Annotated in this window: 22 protein-coding genes; 19 read left to right on the plus strand and 3 right to left on the minus strand. The window is 73.2% G+C overall.

All coding sequences use genetic code 11. The features are described 5' to 3' along the window. The first annotated feature begins 44 nt into the window (after nt 1–44). The 12 genes from BU204_RS20375 (at nt 45) to BU204_RS20430 (ending at nt 10,720) form a co-directional block, all read left to right on the plus strand. On the plus strand, nt 45–1,190 hold the full coding sequence (locus BU204_RS20375; RefSeq protein WP_198942930.1) for a sensor histidine kinase: 1,146 nt from the start codon (nt 45–47) through the stop codon (nt 1,188–1,190). Continuing rightward, entirely contained in the window at nt 1,187–1,873 is a 687-nt protein-coding gene (locus tag BU204_RS20380) for a response regulator transcription factor (RefSeq protein ID WP_075127294.1), read from the plus strand. Before BU204_RS20375 ends, BU204_RS20380 begins: the two co-directional genes overlap by 4 nt. Before the next feature lie 71 nt (nt 1,874–1,944). Further along, nucleotides 1,945–2,883 carry a Ppx/GppA phosphatase family protein gene (locus BU204_RS20385; RefSeq protein ID WP_075127295.1) on the plus strand — a complete coding sequence of 313 codons (939 nt, stop codon included), beginning with the start codon at nt 1,945–1,947 and terminating at the stop codon, nt 2,881–2,883. Between the two features lie 142 nt (nt 2,884–3,025). Beyond that, a complete protein-coding gene (locus BU204_RS41415; RefSeq protein ID WP_233160431.1) occupies nt 3,026–4,450 on the plus strand; it encodes an NfeD family protein in 1,425 nt (474 codons plus the stop codon). Between the two features lie 2 nt (nt 4,451–4,452). Further along, a complete protein-coding gene (locus tag BU204_RS20395; protein ID WP_233160432.1) occupies nt 4,453–5,277 on the plus strand; it encodes a sugar phosphate isomerase/epimerase family protein in 825 nt (274 codons plus the stop codon). Between the two features lie 77 nt (nt 5,278–5,354). After that, nucleotides 5,355–6,281 carry a proline dehydrogenase family protein gene (locus tag BU204_RS20400; RefSeq protein ID WP_075127344.1) on the plus strand — a complete coding sequence of 309 codons (927 nt, stop codon included), beginning with the start codon at nt 5,355–5,357 and terminating at the stop codon, nt 6,279–6,281. Nucleotides 6,282–6,339: 58 nt separating this feature from the next. After that, nucleotides 6,340–7,185, plus strand: coding sequence for a thioesterase family protein (locus BU204_RS20405; RefSeq protein WP_075127296.1), 846 nt, complete (start codon nt 6,340–6,342; stop codon nt 7,183–7,185). 39 nt (nt 7,186–7,224) lie between these two features. Further along, complete coding sequence (gene proC / locus BU204_RS20410; RefSeq protein WP_075127345.1) at nt 7,225–8,049, plus strand: pyrroline-5-carboxylate reductase; 825 nt, start codon at nt 7,225–7,227, stop codon at nt 8,047–8,049. Between the two features lie 135 nt (nt 8,050–8,184). Next, complete coding sequence (locus tag BU204_RS20415) at nt 8,185–8,403, plus strand: helix-turn-helix domain-containing protein (protein WP_143229617.1); 219 nt, start codon at nt 8,185–8,187, stop codon at nt 8,401–8,403. 154 nt (nt 8,404–8,557) lie between these two features. After that, complete coding sequence (locus BU204_RS20420) at nt 8,558–8,659, plus strand: 30S ribosomal protein bS22 (RefSeq protein ID WP_018684825.1); 102 nt, start codon at nt 8,558–8,560, stop codon at nt 8,657–8,659. A 179-nt stretch (nt 8,660–8,838) separates the two neighbouring features. Beyond that, on the plus strand, nt 8,839–9,771 hold the full coding sequence (locus BU204_RS20425; RefSeq protein ID WP_075127297.1) for an NAD-dependent epimerase/dehydratase family protein: 933 nt from the start codon (nt 8,839–8,841) through the stop codon (nt 9,769–9,771). A gap of 34 nt (nt 9,772–9,805) precedes the next feature. Further along, nucleotides 9,806–10,720, plus strand: coding sequence for a lysophospholipid acyltransferase family protein (locus tag BU204_RS20430; RefSeq protein WP_075127298.1), 915 nt, complete (start codon nt 9,806–9,808; stop codon nt 10,718–10,720). 230 nt (nt 10,721–10,950) lie between these two features. Here BU204_RS20430 and BU204_RS20435 read toward each other — a convergent pair whose 3' ends face one another. From BU204_RS20435 to BU204_RS20445, 3 genes are all read right to left on the minus strand, one after another. Continuing rightward, nucleotides 10,951–11,862 (minus strand): HAD family hydrolase, encoded by a 912-nt coding sequence (locus tag BU204_RS20435; protein ID WP_075127299.1) that lies wholly within the window; start codon nt 11,860–11,862, stop codon nt 10,951–10,953. Nucleotides 11,863–11,933: 71 nt separating this feature from the next. Beyond that, nucleotides 11,934–13,253, minus strand: a complete 1,320-nt coding sequence (locus tag BU204_RS20440) for a DUF5667 domain-containing protein (protein ID WP_075127300.1) — start codon at nt 13,251–13,253, stop codon at nt 11,934–11,936. Nucleotides 13,254–13,351: 98 nt separating this feature from the next. Beyond that, nucleotides 13,352–13,996 carry a sigma-70 family RNA polymerase sigma factor gene (locus tag BU204_RS20445; protein WP_198942932.1) on the minus strand — a complete coding sequence of 215 codons (645 nt, stop codon included), beginning with the start codon at nt 13,994–13,996 and terminating at the stop codon, nt 13,352–13,354. 176 nt (nt 13,997–14,172) lie between these two features. On the opposite strand from BU204_RS20445, the gene BU204_RS20450 reads away from it, so the two are divergent. The 7 genes from BU204_RS20450 to BU204_RS20480 all read left to right on the plus strand — a co-directional run bounded on the left by BU204_RS20450 (nt 14,173) and on the right by BU204_RS20480 (nt 22,494). Further along, on the plus strand, nt 14,173–15,747 hold the full coding sequence (locus BU204_RS20450) for an AMP-binding protein (RefSeq protein WP_075127302.1): 1,575 nt from the start codon (nt 14,173–14,175) through the stop codon (nt 15,745–15,747). After that, complete coding sequence (locus tag BU204_RS20455; RefSeq protein WP_075127303.1) at nt 15,748–15,996, plus strand: glutaredoxin family protein; 249 nt, start codon at nt 15,748–15,750, stop codon at nt 15,994–15,996. A gap of 136 nt (nt 15,997–16,132) precedes the next feature. After that, nucleotides 16,133–17,653 carry a molybdopterin-dependent oxidoreductase gene (locus BU204_RS20460; RefSeq protein WP_408608025.1) on the plus strand — a complete coding sequence of 507 codons (1,521 nt, stop codon included), beginning with the start codon at nt 16,133–16,135 and terminating at the stop codon, nt 17,651–17,653. A 154-nt stretch (nt 17,654–17,807) separates the two neighbouring features. After that, nucleotides 17,808–18,644, plus strand: a complete 837-nt coding sequence (locus BU204_RS20465; RefSeq protein WP_075127304.1) for a redox-sensing transcriptional repressor Rex — start codon at nt 17,808–17,810, stop codon at nt 18,642–18,644. Next, nucleotides 18,641–19,966 (plus strand): glutamyl-tRNA reductase, encoded by a 1,326-nt coding sequence (locus BU204_RS20470; RefSeq protein WP_075127305.1) that lies wholly within the window; start codon nt 18,641–18,643, stop codon nt 19,964–19,966. The genes BU204_RS20465 and BU204_RS20470 overlap by 4 nt, the downstream gene beginning before the upstream one ends. Then, a complete protein-coding gene (gene hemC, locus BU204_RS20475) occupies nt 19,963–20,937 on the plus strand; it encodes a hydroxymethylbilane synthase (protein WP_075127306.1) in 975 nt (324 codons plus the stop codon). The genes BU204_RS20470 and hemC overlap by 4 nt, the downstream gene beginning before the upstream one ends. Before the next feature lie 12 nt (nt 20,938–20,949). Then, nucleotides 20,950–22,494 carry a bifunctional uroporphyrinogen-III C-methyltransferase/uroporphyrinogen-III synthase gene (locus tag BU204_RS20480; protein WP_075127307.1) on the plus strand — a complete coding sequence of 515 codons (1,545 nt, stop codon included), beginning with the start codon at nt 20,950–20,952 and terminating at the stop codon, nt 22,492–22,494.

Raw genomic sequence — 22,494 nt, forward strand, 5'->3', positions numbered from 1 at the left:
TGTGGACTGGTCGACAGCGGCCTTGACCTGCTTACGATTCCCCCGTGACCGACGTGGTCTGGATCTTCCTGACGGCCGGCGCCCTGCTGCTCGGTCTCGTCGCCGGCTACTGGGTCGCCCGGCGCCGCACCCGACCGGCGGCCAACGCCCCGGCCGGGCCGTCCATCTCGGTCCTGGTCCAGCGGCTGGTCCAGTCCTCGCACAACGCGATCGTGATCCTCAACGAGTTCGCCGACGTCGTCCAGTACAACCAGCGCGCCGTCGAGCTGGGCGTCGTGCGCAACCGCCGGGTGGACACCCGCACGAAGAAGGCCGCCGAGCTGGTCCTGGAGACCGGCGAGCCGGTCGAGATCGAGCTGTCCCCGGCCGAGCGCGGCGTCCAGTTCGGCCGCGGCCCCGAGGCGGTGCGCGGCGAGATCCGCCCGCTCGGCGACGGCTTCCTCGCCGTCGACGCGGCCGACGAGTCCGAGGCCGTGCGCCTGGAGGCCACCCGCCGGGACTTCGTCGCCAACGTCAGCCATGAGCTGAAGACGCCGGTCGGGGCGATGGCCCTGCTCGCCGAGGCCGTGCTGGACGCCGCCGACGACCCCGAGGCGGTTCGTCGGTTCACCACGAAGGTGCTCCGCGAGGCCACCCGGCTCGGCACCCTGGTCACCGAGTTGATCGCGCTGTCGCGGCTGCAGGGTGCGGAGCGGTTGCCCGAGCTGAACCCGGTCGAGGTGGACGCCGTCGTGCGCGACGCGCTGTCCCGCACCCAGCTCGCCTCCGAGTCCACCGGGATCGAGGTCGCCACCGACCAGGACAGCTGCCTGCTCGTCGAGGGGGACCGGACGCTGCTCACCACCGCGCTGACCAATCTGCTGGAGAACGCCGTCGCCTACTCCCCGCCCGGGAGCCCGGTGTCGGTGAGCCGGAGGCTGGCTGGCGGGTACGTCGAGATCTCGGTCACCGACCGCGGCATCGGCATCCCCGCGGAGGAGCAGCAGCGGGTGTTCGAGCGGTTCTACCGCCTGGACAAGGCCAGGTCGCGCGCCACCGGCGGCACCGGGCTCGGGCTCGCGATCGTCAAGCACGTGGCGGCCAACCACGGCGGTGAGGTCAAGCTGTGGAGCCGGCCGGGCACCGGCTCCACGTTCACCCTGCGCATCCCCGCCCACCTCAACGGTTCGAACGATGGAGGACAGCCGTGACCAGGGTGCTCATCGTCGAGGACGAGGAGTCCTTCGCCGACCCGCTCGCGTTCCTGTTGCGGAAGGAGGGCTTCACAGCGGCGGTCGCGAGCACGGGCCAGCAGGCGTTGGAGGAGTTCGACCGCAACGGCGCGGACATCGTGCTGCTCGACCTGATGCTGCCCGGGATGAGCGGTACCGACGTGTGCAAGGCGCTGCGTCAGCGCTCCACCGTGCCGGTGATCATGGTCACGGCCAGGGACAGCGAGATCGACAAGGTGGTGGGCCTGGAGATCGGCGCCGACGACTACGTCACCAAGCCCTACTCGGCGCGAGAGCTGATCGCGCGGGTGCGCGCGGTGCTGCGCCGGGGCGGGGAGACCGGCGAGGGCGAGCTGCTCCCCCAGGTGCTGGCCGCGGGGCCGGTGCGGATGGACGTGGAGCGGCACGTGGTCACCGTCGACGGCGGCGAGGTCTCGCTCCCGCTCAAGGAGTTCGACCTGCTCGAGTACCTGCTGCGCAACGTCGGCCGGGTGCTCACCCGGGGCCAGCTCATCGACCGGGTCTGGGGCGCGGACTACGTGGGGGACACCAAGACCCTCGACGTGCACGTCAAGCGGCTGCGGTCAAAGATCGAGCCGGACCCCGGCTCACCCCGGCACCTGGTCACCGTGCGCGGACTGGGCTACAAGTTCGAGTCGTGAGCGAACGCGGCACGGGGCGAATCGTGCGTGAACGCTTCCCGGAACGCGACCTACCGGTAACCTAGCCCCCCGTGCGCCTAGGGGTCTTGGACGTCGGATCGAACACGGTCCACCTGCTCGTGGTCGACGCGCACCGCGGTGGCCACCCCACGCCGGCCAGCTCGGAGCGAACGGTGCTGCGGCTGGCCGAACGGTTGAACGCCGGCGGCGACCTGTCCGAGGAGGGTGCGGACGACCTCGTCCGCGCGGTCGCCGCGGCGAAGAAGTCCGCCCGCAAGCTGGGCTGCGAGGACCTGATGGCCTTCGCCACCTCCGCGGTCCGCGACGCGGGCAACGCCGCCGAGGTGCTCGCCCGCGTTCACGACGAGACCGGCGTCGAGCTCCGCGTGCTCACCGGAACCGACGAGGCGCGGCTGACCTTCCTCGCCGCTCGCCGCTGGCTGGGTTGGTCGGCCGGCAACCTTCTTGTGCTCGACATCGGTGGCGGGTCACTCGAGGTCGCGATGGGCGTCGACGAGGAGCCCGCCTACGCCCGTTCGGTTCCTTTCGGCGCCGGGCGGCTCACGAGGGAGCGGTTCACCAGCGACCCGCCGAGCCGGGGGGAGGTCACCGAGACCGCGGAATGGCTGGCCGAGCAGCTCGCGCCGGTCGGGAAGAAGCTCGCCAAGCAGGGGGTGCCGGATCGGGTGGTCGGCACCTCGAAGACGTTCCGCTCGCTGGCCAGGCTCACCGGCGCGGCCCCGTCCTCGGTCGGGCCGCGGGTTCGCCGGGTGCTCACCGAGCCGGGCCTGCGGCAGCTGATCGCGTTCATCTCGCGCATGCCGGCCGCGGACCTCGCCGAGCTCGAGGGCGTCAGCCAGGGACGCGCTCCACAGCTGGTCGCCGGGGCACTGGTCGCCCGGGCGGCGATGCTGGCGGTCGGCGTGCCGGAGCTCGAGATCTGCCCCTGGGCCCTCCGGGAGGGCGTGATCCTGCGCCGGTTGGACCGCGTCGACGGCGAGGACTCCTGATGCTTCGCGAAGATCACGTTCGGGCAGGATCCATAATGTTGGCTGTTCGATCGGTGGCCCATGACCGTGGGCCACGCCGCAAGCGCATCGATGCTGGACGATTCGCTGGACGATTCGCCCGGTGCCGGGCACGGTGGAGCCAATGAGTCACGAGGGCGGACCTGAACCAACTCAGCGCACTGTCGCCGAGTTGCTCGCCAAGTACGGCCAGGAGACGGGGGAGCGCGCGCCCCGTCGCCGCCGTCGGCGTGCCGACGACGTGGAGGACACGGGCGCCCAGGCCATCATCGAACGGGTGATGTCGGAGAGCGGCGAGATGCCGGTCATCCGCGACGACACCCCGCCCCCCGAGCGCACCTCGCACCGGCACCGCCCCGACTTCCAGCGCCCGGCCGGAGAGCCTCCCCGCCGCCGTCAGCAGTCGCCCCCGCCGCCCCCGTCGCCCGGCCCGCCCACCGTGGCCACCCCGGGCCCGCTGGTGGGCCCGCCGTCCTCGCCGCGACTGCCGGCCGTCGGCCAGCCGCCCGAGTCGACCCGCCCGGTTCGCGGTGACCACCCCGGCGGAGGCCGTGGTGACCGGCCGTCCGGGGGACGCATCGCGCCCGGCGGTCCGCCCCCACCCGCACGCCGTCAGCCGCAGCCCTCGCAGCAGCTGCCCAAGCCCCAGCCCTCCCAGCAGCTGCCGAAGCCGCCCCAGCCGTCCCAACAGCTGCCCAAGCCGCAGCCGTCCCAGCAGCTACGCAAGCCGCCGGGCGGGCAACCCCCGGGGACTCGCAGCGGTATCCAGCCGTCCCTGCGTTCTCGGCTGGACGCGGACCCGCCGCCGCCCATGCCGCCGACCCAGACCATGGCACCGACCCCTCCGCCGCCGGAGCCGATGACCGAGGAGCTGCCGAGGGTTCCCACCTACCCCTCGATCGAGCCCGCGGCCGACCCGGAGGGCCCCACCCAGCTGCAGCCGGCGGTGCGGGACGAGGGCTACCGCGGCGGCTACCCGGAGCGGGGCCACCGGGACGAGGACTACGACCGCGACTTCGGCCGGGACACCGGTCGGGGCTTCGCCCGGGACGGCGTCCTGGACACGCCCGACCGCGAGCTCGACGGCGATCTTCGTGACGATCTCCGCGGGGAGCTCGAGGACAGCGGGACCGACCTCGCGGGTGCTCCGCCCTCCCGCCGCCGGCTGGGCCGGCGTCGGGAACGTGAGGTCGAGGACGGGGACCGCGCGTTCGACGACCTCGACGACCTCGACGACCTGGACGACCTGGACGACCTGGACGAGCTCGAGGACCGCGAGCCGGCCTCCGCCGCCAGGGAATGGCTGATCATGGCCGGTCAGCTCGCGCTCGGGGTGCTCGGCGGCGCGGCGGTGTGGCTCGGCTTCAACTGGCTGTGGGGTGCGCTTCCGCAGGCCGCGCTGGTGCTGGCGCTCGCGGTGATCGCGGGCATGGTGTTCATCGTCCGGAAGATCCGTCGGGCGGAGGACCTGCAGACCACGGTGTACGCGGTACTGGTCGGCCTGCTGGCCACCGTCTCCCCGGCGGCGTTGCTGCTGCTGAACCGCTGACGGTGGGGACCGCGCCGATCAGGGTGGGGCTGTCCACCGCCTCGGTCTGGCCGCAGTCGGCCACCGCCGGGTTCCGGCTCGCGGCCGAGCTCGGCTACGACGGCGTCGAGGTCATGGTCTGGGCCGACCCGATCAGCCAGGACCCGGCCGCCCTTGGCCGCCGCTCCCGGCAGACCGGGGTGCCGGTGCTCGCCGTGCACGCGCCGTGCCTGCTGATCACCCAACGGATCTGGTCACCGCGGCCGGAGGAACGGTTGCGTCGATCGGTGCTGGCGGCGCAGGACCTCGGCGCGTCGACCGTGGTCGTGCATCCCCCGTTCCGCTGGCAGAAGCGCTACGCCGAGGGCTTCGTCGAACTGGTCGCCGAGCTCGAGGACTCGAGCGGGATCGCGGTGGCCGTGGAGAACATGTTCCCCGTGCGCCGCTTCGGCGGCGAGCTGTCGGCGTTCCACCCCTCGATCGACCCCACCGACGTCGGCCACCGGAACTACACCCTCGACCTGTCGCACACGGCCGCGGCGGGGGTGGACGCGGTCGAGCTCGCCCGCCGGATGGGCGCCAACCTGACCCACCTGCACCTCGCGGACGGCACCGGCGCCCCGCGCGACGAGCACCTCGTTCCCGGCCGGGGCACGCAGCCGTGCGCGGAGGTCTGTGCGTCGGTCGCGGCCGCCGGGAGCACCGGGCAGGTGGTCGTGGAGATCAACACCCGGCGCGCCCGGGGCCAGGCCGAGCGCGCCGAGGACCTGCGCGAGGCGCTGCGGTTCGCCAGGCTGCACCTGGGCCAACGGCCGCCGACGGCGGACGACCGGACAACGGCACCATAAGTGGCACCGTAAAGTCTCGCTGCGAGGCACCCGTCGGATGGGGCGGGCCGCCCGATGTGCGTGGAATGGGAGCGTTCGTGAACCCGCTACGTAGCTTGATCCTGGCCGCGGCCGACAACGACGTGATCCGTCGTACGGTCGCGACCGCTCCGGTGAGCCGGGACGTGGTGCGCCGGTTCGTGGCCGGGGAGACCGTCGCCGACGCGATCGAGGTGACCAGACAGCTGGTCGACTCGGGGCTGACGGTGACGCTGGACCACCTGGGCGAGGACACCACCGATGCCGACCTCGCCGACCAGACCGTGCGTGCGTACCTGGAGCTCCTCGACGCGCTCTACGCCGAAGGCCTGGCCGCCGGGGCCGAGGTGAGCGTGAAGCTGACCGCGGTCGGCCAGCTGCTCGACGAGCAGCTCGCGCTGACGAACGCGGCGCGGATCTGCGCCGCCGCCGAGCAGTGCGGCACCACGGTGACCCTCGACATGGAGGACCACACCACCACCGACTCGACCCTGCGGGTGCTCGCGGAGCTGCGCCGGACCTGGCCCTCGGTCGGCGCGGTGCTACAGGCCTACCTGCACCGCACGGTCGGCGACTGCGCCCGGCTGGCGGGGACCGGCTCCCGGGTTCGGCTGTGCAAGGGCGCCTACGCCGAGCCGGCCGAGGTGGCCTACCAGGACATGCACGAGGTGAACCTGAGCTACGTGCGGTGCGTGAACACTCTCCTCGCCGGCGACGGTTACCCCATGTTCGCCACGCACGACCCGCGCCTGGTGCCGATCGTCGACGCCAGGGCGGAGGCCCACGGCAGGAAGCCGGGCGGCTTCGAGTTCCAGATGCTCTACGGCATCCGCCCGGAGGAGCAGCGCAGGCTCGCGGCGCTCGGGCACACCGTCCGGGTGTACGTGCCCTACGGCGTCCAGTGGTACGGCTACCTCATGCGCAGGCTGGCCGAGCGCCCGGCGAACACGGCGTTCTTCCTGCGTGCCCTGGTCTCCCGCTCCTGAGACGGCATTCTCGAACGCAAACTGATCAAGCTCGAACCAACGTGGCAGGCTAATAATCATGAGCAGTCTTGCGGGCGATGCCCGCGGTGGGCCCGGTTCGTCCGTCGGCCCGTTCACCGCGGCCTCCCGGGTCCGTTCGCTCGGGGACGGAACCTTCACCGCCGATCTCGGCAACGCGTGGACCGTCGGCGGCAAGCCGCACGGTGGCTTCCTGATGGCACTGCTCGCCAGAGCCGCGGTCGCGACCGCGGGCTCGGGCTCCCCGGTCGCCGACCCGCTCGCGGTGAGCGCCCAGTTCCTCCGGCCGCCCGAGGTCGGTCCGGTCCTGCTGCGAACCGACATCCGCAAGTCCGGCCGCCAGGCCACCGTCGTGTCGGTCCACCTCGAACAGCGGGGGCAGTCCTGCGTCGAGGGCGTGGTCACCACCGGGCGGCTGCCCAGGGAGCGGGCGGCCTGGTCCGACCTGCCCAACCAACCGGCCGAGCCGCCGGGCAACGCCGTGGACGTCGCGGCGCTGCCGATGGCGTCGGTGTTCCGGCTGACCACCGGGTGCGACGTCCGGCTCGACCCGAACGGCGCCGGCTTCCTGCACGGGCACGCCGGCGACCCGCCCCGGCTGCGGCTGTGGGTGCGCCCACGCGGTGAGCAGGTGGACCCGATGTTCGCCCTGCTGGCCGGGGATGTCTCGGTGCCCGTGACGTTCAACCTGGGCCGCTTCGGCTGGACGCCGACCGTCCAGCTGACCGGGCTGCTGCGCTCGCGCCCGGCACCCGGGTGGTTACGTGTGCAGGTGGACTGCCGCGCGGTGCACGGCGCCTGGTTCGACTCGGACGCGACGGTCGTGGACTCCACCGGGCGGCTGGTCTGTCAGGCCCGTCAGCTCGCCCTCTCCGCCCAGGGATAGGGACCACCGACCCCCGGCGTGCGTGGCAGGCTGGTGCGCATGACCAACGCGGACAAGCCCACCATCGCCGTGCTCGGGGCGGGCAAGATCGGGGAGGCCCTGCTGTCCGGCCTGCTTGCCGGGGGGCGACGGCCCGACGAGCTCATGTTCACCGAGCGCCACGGCGAGCGGGCGAGCGAGCTGACGAACCGGTACGGCATTCGCGCCGTGGACGTCGCCACCGCGGCGAAGGACGCGCGGGTCCTCGTGGTGGCGGTCAAGCCGCAGGACATCGAGCCGCTGCTGGACGAGCTCGCCCCGGCTGTGGGCGGGGACAGCCTGGTCGTGTCGCTCTGTGCCGGCCTGCCCACCTCGCTCTACGAGCGGCGGCTGCCCGACGGCGTCCCGGTTGTCCGGGTCATGCCGAACACGCCGATGGTCGTCGGCGAGGCGATGAGCGCGATCTCGCCCGGCCGGTTCGCGACCGCGGACCACCTGGCGGTGGTCGAGGAGCTGCTCGGCGTCGTCGGCCTGGTCGTGCGGGTGCCCGAGTCGCAGCAGGACGCCGTTACCGCCCTCTCCGGGTCCGGACCGGCCTACTTCTTCTTCCTGGTCGAGGCCATGATCGACGCCGGCATCCTGCTGGGGCTGCCGCGTGCGGTGTCGGAGAAGCTGATCATCCAGTCGGCGGTCGGCGCGGCGACCATGCTGGCCAGGACCGGCGAGCACCCGGTCACCCTCCGGGAGGCGGTGACCTCGCCGGCCGGGACGACGATCATGGCCATCCGCGAGCTGGAGAACCACGGGGTGCGGGCGGCGCTGCTGGCCGCGATCGAGGCGGCCCACGACAGGTCCCAGGAGCTGGGACGACAGCACGAGGACTGACCGGGAGGTCGGAAAAGTCCTCCTCGAACGTCGCATCAGTCACACCAGTCCCGCTACTCTCGGGTGAAGCACGTGCGTGTCGATACCGTCGGTGGGGAAGCCGGCGGCGCGACGCGTGTCGAAGGGCTGGTGATGATGCCGGCGAACACGAACGACCCCGAACATCCAGGACTTGCCCAGGTCCGGTTCCTGACCGTGGCCGAGGTGGCGACCCTGATGCGGGTGTCGAAGATGACGGTGTACCGGCTCGTGCACAACGGCGAGCTGCCCGCGGTGCGGGTCGGGAAGTCGTTCCGGGTGCCCGAGAAGGCGGTCAACGACTACCTCCGCAGTGCCTACTTCGACGCCGGATGAGGCGATCGGATAGCCGGTGACCGACCTCCATCACCCGCCGGGTAACCTTGACGACCGTTGCGCCTGGTTTTCTGAGCACGTCCGTGACCTGACGGTCGAGTGGTCGTTGCCTGCCCCAGGCAAGATCGATCACCGACTACAGTGAAGGATCCGCATGGGCTCGGTCATCAAGAAGCGCCGCAAGCGCATGTCGAAGAAGAAGCACCGCAAGCTTCTGCGCAAGACGCGAGTGCAGCGCCGCAAGCTGAAGAAGTAGGACGCGCCGGGTCGCGGGTGCCACCGAACGGGGGACATCCGCGAAACAGGCGTGTGAACCTACGTGAACCACTGGGCTACGGCAGCGGTTCGATCATGATTCTGGCGGTACGGTGGCTGGCGGGTCCGACACCGTGACAGCCGGATCGCCAGCAACCTGATCGATCCTCCCGGAGTCGCATGGCGTCGAACGTCGTTCTGCTGACCGGGGTCGCCGACCACGTCGGCGGCCGGCTGGCCGCCCGGCTGGCGGCGGATCCCGTCGTCCGCCGGGTGATCGTCGCCGCTCCGCGCCCACCGGCCGTCGGTCTACCCGAGCGGGTCGAGCTCGTGGTCGCGGAGCCGGGCAGCCCACTCCTCGTCGAGGTGCTCCGCTCCGCCGGCGTCGAGACCGTGGTGTACGCCGCTCCGCGCTCGGCCGACCGGCCCAGCCCCGGCCGGCTGTCCGAAGACCACGACGTGGTCGCCACCATGCGCCTGCTCGCGAGCTGTCAGCGAGCCGGCGGCGTGCGCAGACTGGTGGTGCGCTCGACGACAGAGGTGTACGGCGCCGGGCCGAACGCGCCGGCCGTGTTCACCGAGCAGGACGTCCCCGCCGGCGCGCCGCGCCCCGCCGCCCTCGAGGTCGAGGAGCAGGCCAGGGCCTTCGCCACCAGCTCGCCCGGCACCACGCTGACGGTCTTCCGGCTGGCCGAGCTGCTCTCCGGCCGGGTGGACAGCGCGCTGGGCCGCTACCTGAGCCTCCCGGTGGTGCCCACCGTCCTCGGCTTCGACGCCCGGGTGCAGTTCCTGCACCACCAGGACGCGGTAGCCGTGCTGCACCGCGCGAGCACGCACGACCTGCCCGGCGTGTTCAACGTCGCCGGCGACGGCGTGCTCCTGCTGTCCCAGGCGCTGCGCCGCGCCGGTCGCGTCGCCCTGCCGGTACCGGCGGCGGCCGTTCCCGCCGCTGCCAGGATCGCCAGGACCCCGGTCTCGCCGGGGCTCACCCGCCTGCTCAGCTTCGGGCGGGTCGTCGACACCAGCCGGCTCCGGACGTCGTTCGGCTACGCCCCCAGGTGGTCGACCTCCGCGGCCCTCGACGACCACGTCCACGCCCGCCCGCCGCGCTGACCAGTGACACCCGACCGGATGTGAGGCGAACACGGTGCCCGAAGCCAGGGTCATCCCGCTGCGCCGCCGGGGGGTGGAGGATGCGGCGCCGCTGCGCCCCGCCACTCCCGCGCTGGTCCGGCAGCCGCACGGCCCGGCGCCGAACCTCCGCGAGTTCCTCCGCCACCGGCTGACCGGCGACTACCCGGTGGACGAGTTCGGCTTCGACCCCGAGTTCACCGACACCGTCCTGCTCCCGCCGATGCGCGCGATCTTCGAGAAGTGGTTCCGGGTGACGGTGACCGGAAGCCTGCCGGCCGGCACCGGGGCCATGGTCGTCGCCAACCACTCCGGGACCGTGCCCTGGGACGCCGCGATGACCGCGGTCGCGGTGCACGACGTCCACCCCGAGCACCGGCACCTGCGGATGCTGGGCGCCGACCTGCTGTTCAAGGTCCCCGTGCTCGCCGACATCGCCCGCCGGTCCGGCCAGACGCTGGCCTGCCGCGCCGACGCGGTGCGCCTGCTGCGGTCCGGTGAGGTGGTCGGGGTGTGGCCGGAGGGGTTCAAGGGCATCGGCAAGCCCTTCCGCGACCGGTACCGGCTACAGCGCTTCGGCCGGGGCGGGTTCGTGGCGACGGCCCTGCGGGCCGAGGTGCCGATCATCCCGTGCTCGATCGTGGGTGCCGAGGAGATCCACCCCAAGATCGGCGAGCTCAGGCCGTTGGCGCGGCTGCTGGGCCTGCCGTACTTCCCGGTGACCCCGCTGTTCCCGCTGCTCGGCCCGCTCGGGGCGATCCCGCTGCCGACGAAGTGGACGATCCACTTCGGCGAGCCGGTCCGGACGGACCTGGCCGGCCCGGGCGCCGACCAGGACCAGGCACTGGTCCTGGACATAGCCGACCGCGTCCGCGACACCATCCAGACCACCCTCGACCGCGCGGTCGCCGCCCGCCCAGGAATCTTCTAGCTGCTCACATGACCGGTAGCGAGCAAGCGTCACCCCTCCCGCCCCCGCGACCCATAGCAAAGCCGGGACGCACAGCACCCAACTCCCGAGAGCGGTGAACCGTTCGCGGCTGCGTGAGCGGAGCGAGGGCGCGTCCTCCGTCTGGACCGACGCAGCGCCCGCAGGCGCCCCAGGCGCCGAGGACGCGAAGGAGGGAAGACGGAGGGTAAGCGCCCTCGCGGAGCGAACAATCAGAACAGCCGCCGGCGGTAGGCGAGCCCGGCGGCCACGGCACCGGCCAGCGCACCCGCGCCGAGCACGGAGGGCACCCCGATCCGGGCCGCCTTGCGGCCGGTGCGGAAGTCCCGGATCTCCCAGCCGCGCTTGCGCGCGGTCTCCCGCAGCGTGCCGTCCGGGTTGACAGCGACCGCCGTGCCGACGACCGAGAGCATCGGCACGTCGTTGGCCGAGTCCGAGTATGCGGTGCAGCGACGCAGGTTCAGTCCTTCCCGGGCTGCCAGCGCGCGCACGGCATGCGCCTTGGCCGGCCCGTGCAGCATCTCCCCGACCAGCCGGCCGGTGTAGACGCCGTCCTCGCTCTCCAGCACCGTGCCCAACGCGCCGGTGAGGCCGAGCCGGCGGGCGATGATCGTCGCGAGGTCGACCGGGGTCGCCGTCACCAGCCAGACCCGCTGACCGGCGTCGAGGTGCATCTGGGCCAGCGAGCGGGTGCCCGGCCAGATCTTGTCGGCCATCAGCTCGTCGTAGATCTCCTCGCCGAGGGCCATCAGCTCGGCGACCGAGTGCCCGGCCACGAACGACAGCCCGGACTCGCGTGCGTTGCGGATCCCGTCCCGGGTCTCCCGCCCGCCCACCCGGAACAACACCTGCTGCGTGGCGAACTTGGCGAGGTCGGAGCTGGTGAAGAACTTCCGGGCGGCCATGCCGCGAGCGAAGTGGAAGATGGACGCACCCATCATCATCGTGTTGTCGACGTCGAAGAACGCCGCGGCGGTCAGGTCCGCCGGGACCGGGCGCGGTACCCCGGGCACCTCGGTCGCGCGCTCCAGGGCGACCGCAGCCTCGGCCGAGGCCTCGCCGGCGAGCGTGGCGAGCTGCTGCTCGAGCTCCGGCTGCTTCTCACGGCCACGCCACAGCGACACGACTTCGCCTCCGCGATTCGACCACCTGTAATCCCCCGACAGCGTAGCGATGCGGGCTGCTCGTTCCGCGATCAACTGCCGAGGCGCACACCGGTCTCCCCGGGTAGCAACGGCGGCAGGTCGACCGGCGGCAGGGGCAGCGGCAGCGTCGCCGACGGCGGCGTCGCGCCGTTGTCGGCCGGTGGGGCCGCGCCGCCTCCGGAGGGCTGCTGGTCCCCCGGGACGACGGTGGTCACGGCGCCGGGCAGGTCCGGCAGCGGCGGCGCGGACGGCTGCCGCTCCTGGCCGCCGCCTGCCGGCGGGGTGGCGGTCGGCGGGGTGCCGCGGGGTGTCGTCGTCGTGCCGGGCGTCGTGCCGGGCGTCGTGCCGGGCGTCGTGCCGGGCGTCGTGCCAGGCGTCGGGGCGGGCGACGTGCCGGAGACCGGCCGGCAGGCGTCGGTCGCGGGCAGCGCGCCGACGTCGTCGAAGGAGCCCGAGGTGATCTGGTAGCAGTCCATCCTGGCGAGCAGCGCGTCGGTCCTGCCGACGATCTTGGTCAACAGGCCGCGTGAGGCGACCACGCGGCCGCGCACGGCGGCGGGGAACGGTACGGCGGTCAACCGCGCGTCCTGCTGTCGCGACCAGGTGCCGAGCAGCTCCAGCTGGCTTCCGTCCTCCCTGGTCGCCAGGGCGACCAGCTGGCGGGAGCCGGCGGCCGCGTCGTTGTCGAAGTCGGTGAGCGCGGTGAGGTAGCTGCCGACCGGCGCGCTCTCCGGGTCGGGGTAGCGCCGGGCGAGGGTTTCGATCTCGCTGATCCGTGCTGCGGCGAAGTCGAGGTGCTTGAGCGCCTTGGACTCGTCGCCGAAGGTGAGGCCGAGCGAGGCGGCCTCGGCCGTGCGCTTGAACCCGTAGAGAGCGTCGCCCGGCAGCGCGTCCCTCGCCAGCAGCAGGCTCATCCCGGCCAGCGAGCCGACCAGCGCCAGCACCGCGACCGCCGCGACGGCGAAGCGGGCCCTGGCGCCGGACAGTGGCCTGGCCGGCTGGTCGGTTGACCGACCGCGACCAGGCCCCTGTCCGGCGCCCCGACCCGATCTCCAGCGGCCGCGTGGCCCCCGACGTGCCCGCGCGACTCGCCCGGAGGCGTGTGGTTCGGCTGTGCTCGGTTCCGCTGTGCTCGGGTTTGCTGTCTTCGGCTGTTCAGTGCTCGGTTCCACGGTGGCCGCCGCTCCGGGGGAGTCGGCGGCCGGTTCGGCGTGCTCGGCCAGACCGGCGAGGACGCGCTCGCGCATGCGGGCGCGCTCGACCGGTGTCGGAGCGGTCAGCGGGGCGAGGGAGGCGAGGGCGGGCACGACCATGTGCTCGTGCCCGGTTCGCTCGCTCCCCGGCCGGTCCGGCCCGTTGCCCGTGTTCACATCGTGCTCCGGTCCTGACCCCGGAACCGAATCCGGGATCTCCTGTTGTGAACGAGCCCGGCGGGCGCGGGTTACGGCTCTACGCCTGGAATTAGGGCTCATCGCAGCTCCGCCGGCAGGAGCTGTGCCAGCCGGCGCACGGCGCGGTGCTGCAACGCCTTCACCGCACCCTCGTTGCGGTCCATGACCTGCGCGGTCTCCGCGACCGACAGGCCCTGCAGGAAGCGCAGCACGATGCACTCCCGCTGGTCGTCGCCGAGCTGGCTGACGCACTCGAGCAGCGCGGTGCGGGTGACCCTGGCCAGCACCTGCTGCTCGGGTCCCGCCTCGACGTGCTGGGAGTCGTCGATCTCGGCGGTCGCGACCTCCAACCGGAACCGGCTCGACTTCACGTGGTCGAGCACGAGGTTCCTGGCGATCGTGACGAACCAGGCGCCCACGTCCCGGCCCTGGTAGCTGATTGAGGTGATCCGGCGCAGCGCGCGCAGGAACGTCTCGCTCGTGACGTCCTCGGCCAGCTCCCGGTCGCCCACGCGGAACAGCACGTAGCGGAACACGACGTCCACGTACCGGTCGTAGAGCTCGGCGAACGCGCCCCGGTCACCGTCCTGCGCCGCATGTACGAGATCCCAGGAGCCGCCGGAGTCCTGGCGGGGGATCGCACCCTCGGCCGGACCCCCGCCGTCCGGCCCGTCCTGTGTGGTCCCCACCGCGTCCCGTGGAACTGGGCGCACGGACGGCATGGATCTTCTCCTCATCGCTTCCCGACCAGCTGCACCGCCGACCGGAGCCCGCCTGAGCAGCATACGTGTGCTCGCTCACGCTGCATGGCCGTTCCGTGTTGAGACTTGTCGGGTGGTCAACCATGACGCAAGTGAGTCGTGCCACACTGCGGGAAGTTACGGGGAATTGGCAAAAGATGCGGAGAATCGCAATGGTCGACGCGCTGACCGGCAACGTTGCCGACCTGGTCACCGAGGCCGCGCGGCGGGTACCACAGCATGCCGCGCTGCTCGACGAGGGCGGCGGTGCGGCGCTGTCCTGGCAGCGGGTGGACGCCGCCGTGACCGCCTTCGCCGGGAGGTTATTGGAGGCCGGCCTGGTGCCCGGCGACCGGGTGGCCGTCGTGCTGCCCAACGGTTCGCGGTGCGCGGTGGCGCTGTTCGGCGTGCTGCGCGCCGGCGGGGTCGCGGTACCGGTCGGCATCAGCTCGCCGGCCCCCGAGCTGGCGCGGGTGCTCGACGACAGCGGCGCCGCCCTCCTGGTCGGCACGGCCCCGGACGGGCTCGGCGACCTCCTCGCCGAGGCCTCGGGCGGCCTCCCCACCGTCCTGCCCCCACCCGAGCTCGACCCAGCCCCGAGCGGGGTCGAGCTCACCGCCGACGAGCCGCGCGGCGGCGAGGACCTCGCGGTCCTCTGCTACACCTCCGGCACCGCCGGCCTTCCGCGCGGGGTGATGCTCTCCCACCGCGCGCTCCTGTCGAACGTCGCGCAGTGCGCGGCCCTGCGCCCGGCTCCGGTCAACTCCACCGACCGGGTGCTGCTGGCCGTGCCGCTGTTCCACGCCTACGGCCTCGGTCCCGGCCTGCTGCAGGTGGCCTCGGCCGGGGCGACGGCAGTGCTGATGGAGACCTTCGGGGTGGACCGCGCACTCGCCGCCTGTGCCGAGAACCGGGTCACCGCGGTGGTCGGCGTGCCGGCCATGTACCAGGCCTTCGCCGCCGTCGGGGCGGACCGGCTCGCCGAGGCCCTCTCGTCGGTGCGGTTGCTGACCTCGGGCGCGGCGCCGCTGCCGCCGTCGGTGCTGGCCACGATCCGCGCGGCTACCGGCCTGTCGGTGTTCGAGGGCTACGGGCTCACCGAGACCGGGCCGGTGCTCACCTCCACCCTCGTCGCCGGGGTGGCCAAGCCGGGCTCGGTCGGGCGCCCGCTGCCCGGGGTGGAGATCACGCTGGTGGACTCGGACGGCCGCCCGGTCGGCGCCGGGGCCGACCCGGACGAGGAAGGCTGGTTCGACGACGTGGCCGACCCCCGCTCGGAGACGGGCCGGGTCGCGGCCCGCGGGCCCAACCTGTTCAGCGGCTACTGGCCCGACGGTGCGCACGGCCCGGACGCCGAGGGCTGGTTCCGCACCGGCGACGTCGGCTACTTCGACGCCGACGGCGACCTGCGGCTGGTGGACCGGGCGACGGATCTGATCATTGTCAACGGGTTCAACGTCTACCCCAACGAGGTCGAGCGGGTGCTCGGCGAGCTGGCCGAGGTGGCCGAGGCGGCCGCGGTGGGCGTGCCGGACGAGCGAACCGGCGAGCTGGTGAAGGCGGTGATCGTGCTGCGGCCGGGGGCCGTGTTGACCGAGGACACCGTCCGTGAGCACTGCGCCGAGCGGCTGGCCCGGTTCAAGGTCCCGCGTGCCGTGGAGTTCGTCGACTCGCTGCCGCACGGCGTGACCGGGAAGGTCCGCCGGGCGAGCCTGCGCGGTAGTGTCGCCTGAATGGTGGCCAGGGTGACCGTCGTGTCGCGGGAGGGCTGCCACCTCTGCGAGGTGGCCGAGGCCGACGTGGCACGCATCTGCGCGGAGCTGGACGTGGAGTGGGACGTGCGGGATGTCGACGCCGACCCCGAGTTGCGGGCCGAGTACGGCGACTACGTCCCGGTGATCCTCGTCGACGACGAGCAGCACGGCTACTGGCGGGTCGAGGAGGACCGCCTGCGGGCGGCGCTGGCGCCGACCGGGCGGTAAGGAAGCCGTAAGCGCGATCCGGTTGCCGCCCGGGGCTGCCGAGGACGACGGTGGAGGCGTGCATCCCGAGCGCGGCTCCGAGACCGGAGCGACGACCCACCCGGTGACCGCCGCCGAGCCGACCGCGGAAGCGGCCGTGGCGGCCGCCACCGTCACCCCCACCCGGCTTGGCCGGCGCCGGGCGGTCGCCGTGGGGCTGGTCTCCCTCCTCGCCGCGCTCGCGGCGGGGCATCTCGTGGCCGGGTTCGTCGGGCCGGCGGCCTCACCGTTCCTCGCCGTCGGCAACTGGGTGCGCGACCTCAGCCCGCACCCGGTCACCGAATGGGCCAAGGAGACCTTCGGCACCGCGGACAAGCTCGTGCTGTTCGCCGGGGTGGCGCTGGTGGTCCTGGCCTGCGCGGCCGGCGCCGGCGTGCTCGCGCGGACCAGGCCGGCGCCCGGGCTGCTGGTCGTCGCGGCGCTCGGCGTCGTCGGGTTCGTGGCCGTGCTCGGTCGGCCGGACCTCGGCCAGCTCGGAATCGCCGCCCCGGCCGCGAGCCTGCTCACCGGGGCCACCGTCTTCTCGCTGCTGCACCGCAGGGCCGTCCCCCTCGCCGCCGACCGGGGTCGGCGCGACTTCCTGCGGCTCTCGGCGGGGGTGGTCGCCGGCGCGGGCGCGCTGGGCGGTCTGGGCCAGGTACTGGCGTCCAGGGTGGACGTCGAGGGGTCGCGGCGCGCGGTCGGCCGGCTGCGTGTCGCCGAGCCGGCGCCGCCCGTCCCGCCCGGCGCCGACTTCCCCGGCACCGCGAGCTTCATCACCGCCAACCGCGACTTCTACCGGATCGACACCGCGCTCACGGTCCCCCGCGTCACGGCCGAGGAGTGGCGGCTGCGGGTGCACGGCCTGGTCGACCGGGAGCTCGAGCTGGACTACGCGCAGGTCCGCGCCCGGGACCTGGTGGAGCGGCCGATCACGATGGCCTGCGTGTCCAACGAGGTCGGTGGCTCGTTGGTGTCCACGGCCACCTTCATCGGCATTCCGCTGCGGGACGTGCTGACCGAGGCCGGCGTCCGGCCCGGGGCCGACCAGCTCCTGTCCACCAGCGTCGACGGGTTCACCGCGGGCAGCCCCGTCGACGCGGTGCTCGACCCCGAGCGCGGAGCGCTGCTCGCGATCGGCATGAACGGCGAGCCGCTCCCGGTCGAGCACGGCTTCCCGGCCCGCCTGGTGGTGCCGGGCCTCTACGGGTACGTCTCGGCGACCAAGTGGGTGACCGACCTCGAGCTGACCACCTTCGCCGCGAAGCAGGGCTACTGGATGCCGCGCGGCTGGTCGGCTCGCGGCCCGGTCAAGACCCAGTCGCGGATCGACACACCGCGCGACGGCGCCACCACCGGCACCCGCGTGACCGTCGCCGGGGTGGCCTGGGCGCCGGCAATCGGCATCCGCCGGGTCGAGGTGGGCGTGGACGGCGTCTGGCACGAGGCCGAGCTGGCCGTCGAGGTGGACCGGAACACGTGGCGCATGTGGCGGGTGGCGCTCGACCTGTCGGCCGGAGAGCATCGGATCGCGGTCCGCGCCACGGACCGGTCCGGTGTCACCCAGACCGACCGGCTCGCCGCCCCCGCTCCCGACGGCGCCACCGGGTGGCACACGGTGACGGTCACCGCTCGTTAGTCGTTCGGCCCTCTCAACCGGAGCGCGACCGGACCGTAGTAGACATCAGGTAAAGGGCGGCGGTCGACGTCCCTGGCCGGCGACTTTGTGCCTACGTTCACAAGCGGCTACCGTAAGCACATCCCAGGGGCCCAGTCTTTCGAGGAGTACCAGCGTGGCGCAGCGTGGCCAGTCCGACGCAGCCGGTAGACCACCCCGTGCGCCTGCCGAGAACGCGGCCGAGATCACCACGCCAATGCCCGCCATCGGCGGGAACGGGATGCCCGCGCCGGGGCTGCGCGACCGCGCCAGGGCGATCCCGGAGGCCGCCGTCGCCCGTCTCGCCGTCTACCTCCGCGTCCTGTCCGGGATGCGTGAGCAGGCCGTGGCGTCGGTCTCCAGCGAGGAGCTGTCCGCGGCCGCCGGGGTGAACTCGGCCAAGCTCCGCAAGGACCTGTCCTACATCGGCTCGTACGGCACGCGGGGCGTCGGATACGAGGTCGAGGTGCTCATCGACCAGATCGAGCGGGTGCTCGGTCTCACGCGTGAACAGAGCGTGGCCGTCGTGGGAATCGGTAACCTCGGACATGCGCTCGCCAACTACGGCGGTTTCCCAGGCAGAGGTTTCCCGGTGACGGCACTGTTCGACGTGGACCCCGACCTGATGGGTGTTCCCGTCGGGGGGATCCCGGTCGACCACATCGACGACATCCCCGCCGTCTGCGCCGCCCGCGAGGTCACCATCGGCGTCATCGCCACGCCCCCGGCCGCGGCCCAGGCGGTCTGCGACCGGCTGGTGCAGGCCGGTGTCGAGTGCATCCTGAACTTCGCGCCGGTGGTGCTCCAGGTCCCGGAGACCGTCGAGGTGCGCAAGGTCGACCTCGCCGTCGAGCTGCAGATCCTCTCCTTCCACGTCGCGAGGCGTGCCGACCACGCGCCGGCCGACGACGCCACGCCCGCCCCCCGGGTCGACGGCGTCGCCGCTCCGCGCGGGGTGGTGGTGCGCCGATGAGCCTGCTCGCTGTCGGGCTCTCCCACCGGTCCGCCGACCTGCGCGTCCTCGAGCGCGCGGTAGTGCCGTCCGGTGAGACGGGCAAGGTTCTCGACGAGCTGGTGCGCTGCCCCAACGTTACCGAGGTCACCCTGGTCACCTCGTGCAACCGGGTCGAGGTCTACGCGGTCGTCGAGGCGTTCCACGGCGGGCTGGGCGACATCGTCGCCGTGCTCGGCCGGCACTCCGGCCTGGACGCCGCGGAGCTCTACGAGCATCTCTACGTCCACTACGCGGGCGCGGCGGTGGCCCACCTGTTCTCCGTGGCCGCCGGCCTCGAGTCGATGGTGGTCGGTGAGCCCCAGATTCTCGGCCAGGTGCGCAACGCCTACGGCGTGGCCCGCGAGGCCGGGACCGTCGGCCGCACCCTGCACGAGCTGGTCCAGCGCGCTCTGCGGGTCGGTAAGCGGGTGCACACCGAGACCGGACTGGACCGGGCCGCGGGCTCGGTCGTCTCCGAGGCCCTCACCGACGCCGACCGGCTGCTGGGCGGCCTCGCCGGCCGCTCGGCGCTGCTGGTCGGCGCCGGCTCGATGGGCGGGCTCACCGCGGCCGCGCTGCGCCGCGCGGGCATCGGCGAGATCGTGGTCGCCAACCGGACCGAGGCCACCGCCGCCCGGTTGGCGCAGTTGCAGCGCGAACACGGCGTGCCGGCCACCTCGGTCGGCCTCGACGACCTCGCCACCCACATCGCCCGGGCCGACCTGGTGGTCGCCTGCACGGGTGCGGGGGGCACGGTCATCGACGCCGGCTCGGTCGTCGCGCGCACCCGCCCGCTGGTGGTCTGCGACCTCGGCCTGCCCCGTGACGTGGACGCCGCGGTTGGCGAGCTGGCGAACGTCACGATCGTCGACCTGGAGAGCCTGCAGCGTCGGCTGGCGACCGCCCCGAGCGGGCTGGACACCCGGCGCGCCAGTGAGATCGTCGCCGAGGAGGTGCGCGGCTACCTCGCCGCCCAGCGCTCCGCCGAGGTCACCCCGACGGTCACCGCGCTGCGGCGCCGGGCCGCCGAGGTCGTCGACGCCGAGCTGCTTCGGCTGGACTCGCGGTTACCCGAGCTGGAGCGCGGCGTGCGCGACGAGCTCGCCCAGACCGTGCGCCGGGTCGTGGACAAGCTGCTGCACACCCCGACCGTCCGGGTCAAGGAGCTGGCCTCCGGACCGGGTGGTGCCGAGTACGCCGAGGCCCTGCGCGAGCTGTTCCAGCTCGACCCCGCGGCGCCATCGACGATCAGCACGGCAACCCGTGCTGCGACCAGTACGACAGACGGTGAGCCAAGGTGACCCGCACGATCCGGATCGGGACCAGGGGCAGCGCCCTCGCTCTCGCCCAGAGCAGCTCGGTGGCCGCGGACCTCGAGCGGGCCGGCGCGACCGTCGAGCTGGTCACGATCGAGACCCCTGGGGACCGCTCGTCCGCGCCGATCGCCGAGATCGGCATCGGCGTGTTCACCTCGGCGCTGCGCGACGCGCTCGCCGAGGGCACGGTGGACGTGGCCGTGCACTCGTACAAGGACCTGCCGACCAAGCCGGACCCGAGGCTGTCGCTCGCCGCGGTACCCCCGCGGGCCGACCCGAGGGACGCGCTGGTGGCCAGGGACGGGCTGACCCTCGGTGAGCTGCCCCCCGGTTCCCGGGTGGGGACCGGCGCGCCACGCCGAGCGGCGCAGCTGCAGGCGCTCGGGCTCGGCCTGTCGATCGTGCCGATCCGCGGCAACGTCGACACCCGGATCCGGAAGGTGGCCGACGGCGAGCTCGATGCCGTCGTGCTCGCCAGGGCCGGGATCGCCCGGCTCGGCAGGCTGGCGGAGATCACCGAGGTGCTCGACCCGATCCAGGTCCTGCCTGCTCCCGCGCAGGGAGCGATCGCGGTGGAGTGCCGGGTCGACGACGTCGACACCGAACACCTCCTCCAGTCCGTTCTGGACGACGAAGCCACCCGGTTCGCGGTGGCCGCCGAGCGCGCCATGCTGGCCGCGCTCGAGGCCGGCTGCAACGCCCCGGTTGGTGCTTTGGCCGATGTGGTCGAGGACCTCGACGCCGACGACAAGGTGGTTCACCGCCTGTCGCTGCGTGGGGTCGCGGCCGCGAACTGGACCGCGGACGGCGACCTGGAGGGTTCCGCCGTCGGCCTGCTCCGGGCCTCGGCCACCGGTGACCTGACCGAAGGTGAGCAGCTCGGGCGTGCGTTGGCCGCCGAGCTGCTCGAACTCGGAGCCGGCGTGCCGTCCGGTCCCGAGTCGTCATCTCGATAGGAAGTGGCCGATATGACCACCCGTACCCGAAAGAGCTCGGGGCGCATCGCGTTCGTTGGTTCCGGACCCGGTGACCCGGGGCTGCTGACCATCCGTGCCAGGGAGCTCCTGGCCCGCGCCGAGCTCGTCGTGACCGACCCGGACGTGCCGGCGGCCGTGCTCGAGTTCGCCGGCAGCGACGTCGAGGGCGAGCCCGAGGTCCGCCCGGCCGTCGGTGACCCCAACGACGTCGCCAAGGACCTGGTGACCGAGGCCAAGGCGGGCCGAACGGTGATCCGCCTGGTCTCCGGGGATCCGCTCACGCACTCCGCGCTCGTCGCCGAGGCGCAGGCGGTGGCCAAGACCAGCGCGGCGTTCGACGTCGTGCCGGGCGTTCCGCCGGCGACGGCGGTGCCCGCCTACGCCGGCATCGCCCTCGGCGCCACGCATACCGAGGTCGACGTCCGCGGGGAGGTCGACTGGGCCGGCCTCGCGGCCACCCCGGGCCCGCTCGTGCTGCTGGCCAGCTCCAGCCACCTCGCCGAGGCGGCCTCGGCACTGGTCGAGCACGGGCTCGCGGCCCAGACCCCGGTCGCGGTCACCGCGGACGGCACCGGCTCCGGCCAGCGCACGCTGGACACCACGCTGGCCTCGCTCGCCGCGGACGCCGGCGAGATCGCCGGCAACCTCGTGGTGACCGTCGGCCAGGCGGTCGCCGGGCGGACCAAGCTGTCCTGGTGGGAGTCCCGCGCCCTGTACGGCTGGCGGGTGCTGGTGCCCAGGACCAAGGACCAGGCGGGCGAGATGAGCGAGCGGCTGCGGCTGCACGGCGCCATCCCCTCGGAGGTGCCGACGATCTCGGTCGAGCCCCCGCGCAGCCCCGCCCAGATGGAGCGCTCGGTCAAGGGCCTGGTCGACGGCCGCTACCAGTGGCTGGTGTTCACCTCGACCAACGCCGTCCGCGCGGTCTGGGAGAAGTTCGCCGAGTTCGGCCTGGACGCCAGGGCGTTCTCCGGCGTCAAGATCGCCTGCGTCGGCGAGGCGACCGCGGAGAAGGTCCGCGGCTTCGGCATCATCCCCGAGCTGGTGCCCTCCGGCGAGCAGTCCTCCGAGGGCCTGCTCGAGGAGTTCCCGCCCTACGACGACATCCTCGACCCGGTCGACCGCGTGCTGCTGCCGCGTGCCGACATCGCCACCGAGACCCTCGCCGCCGGTCTGCGCGACCGCGGCTGGGAGATCGACGACGTCACCGCGTACCGGACCGTCCGGGCCGCGCCGCCGCCGGCCGAGACCCGCGAGATGATCAAGACCGGCGGGTTCGACGCGGTGTGCTTCACCTCGTCCTCGACCGTGCGGAACCTGGTCGGCATCGCCGGCAAGCCGCACACCCGTACCCTCGTAGCCTGCATCGGCCCGAAGACCGCCGAGACCGCGCGCGAGTTCGGCCTGCGGGTGGACGTCCAGCCGGAGCACGCCCACGTGCCCGCACTGGTCGACGCCCTCGCCGAGCACGCCGCCCGGCTGCGCGCCGAGGGCGCGCTGCCCCCGCCCCGCAAGACGAAGAGAGCCCGCCGTTAG

It is taken from the genome of Actinophytocola xanthii (genome assembly GCF_001921205.1).
Lineage (GTDB): Bacteria > Actinomycetota > Actinomycetes > Mycobacteriales > Pseudonocardiaceae > Actinophytocola > Actinophytocola xanthii.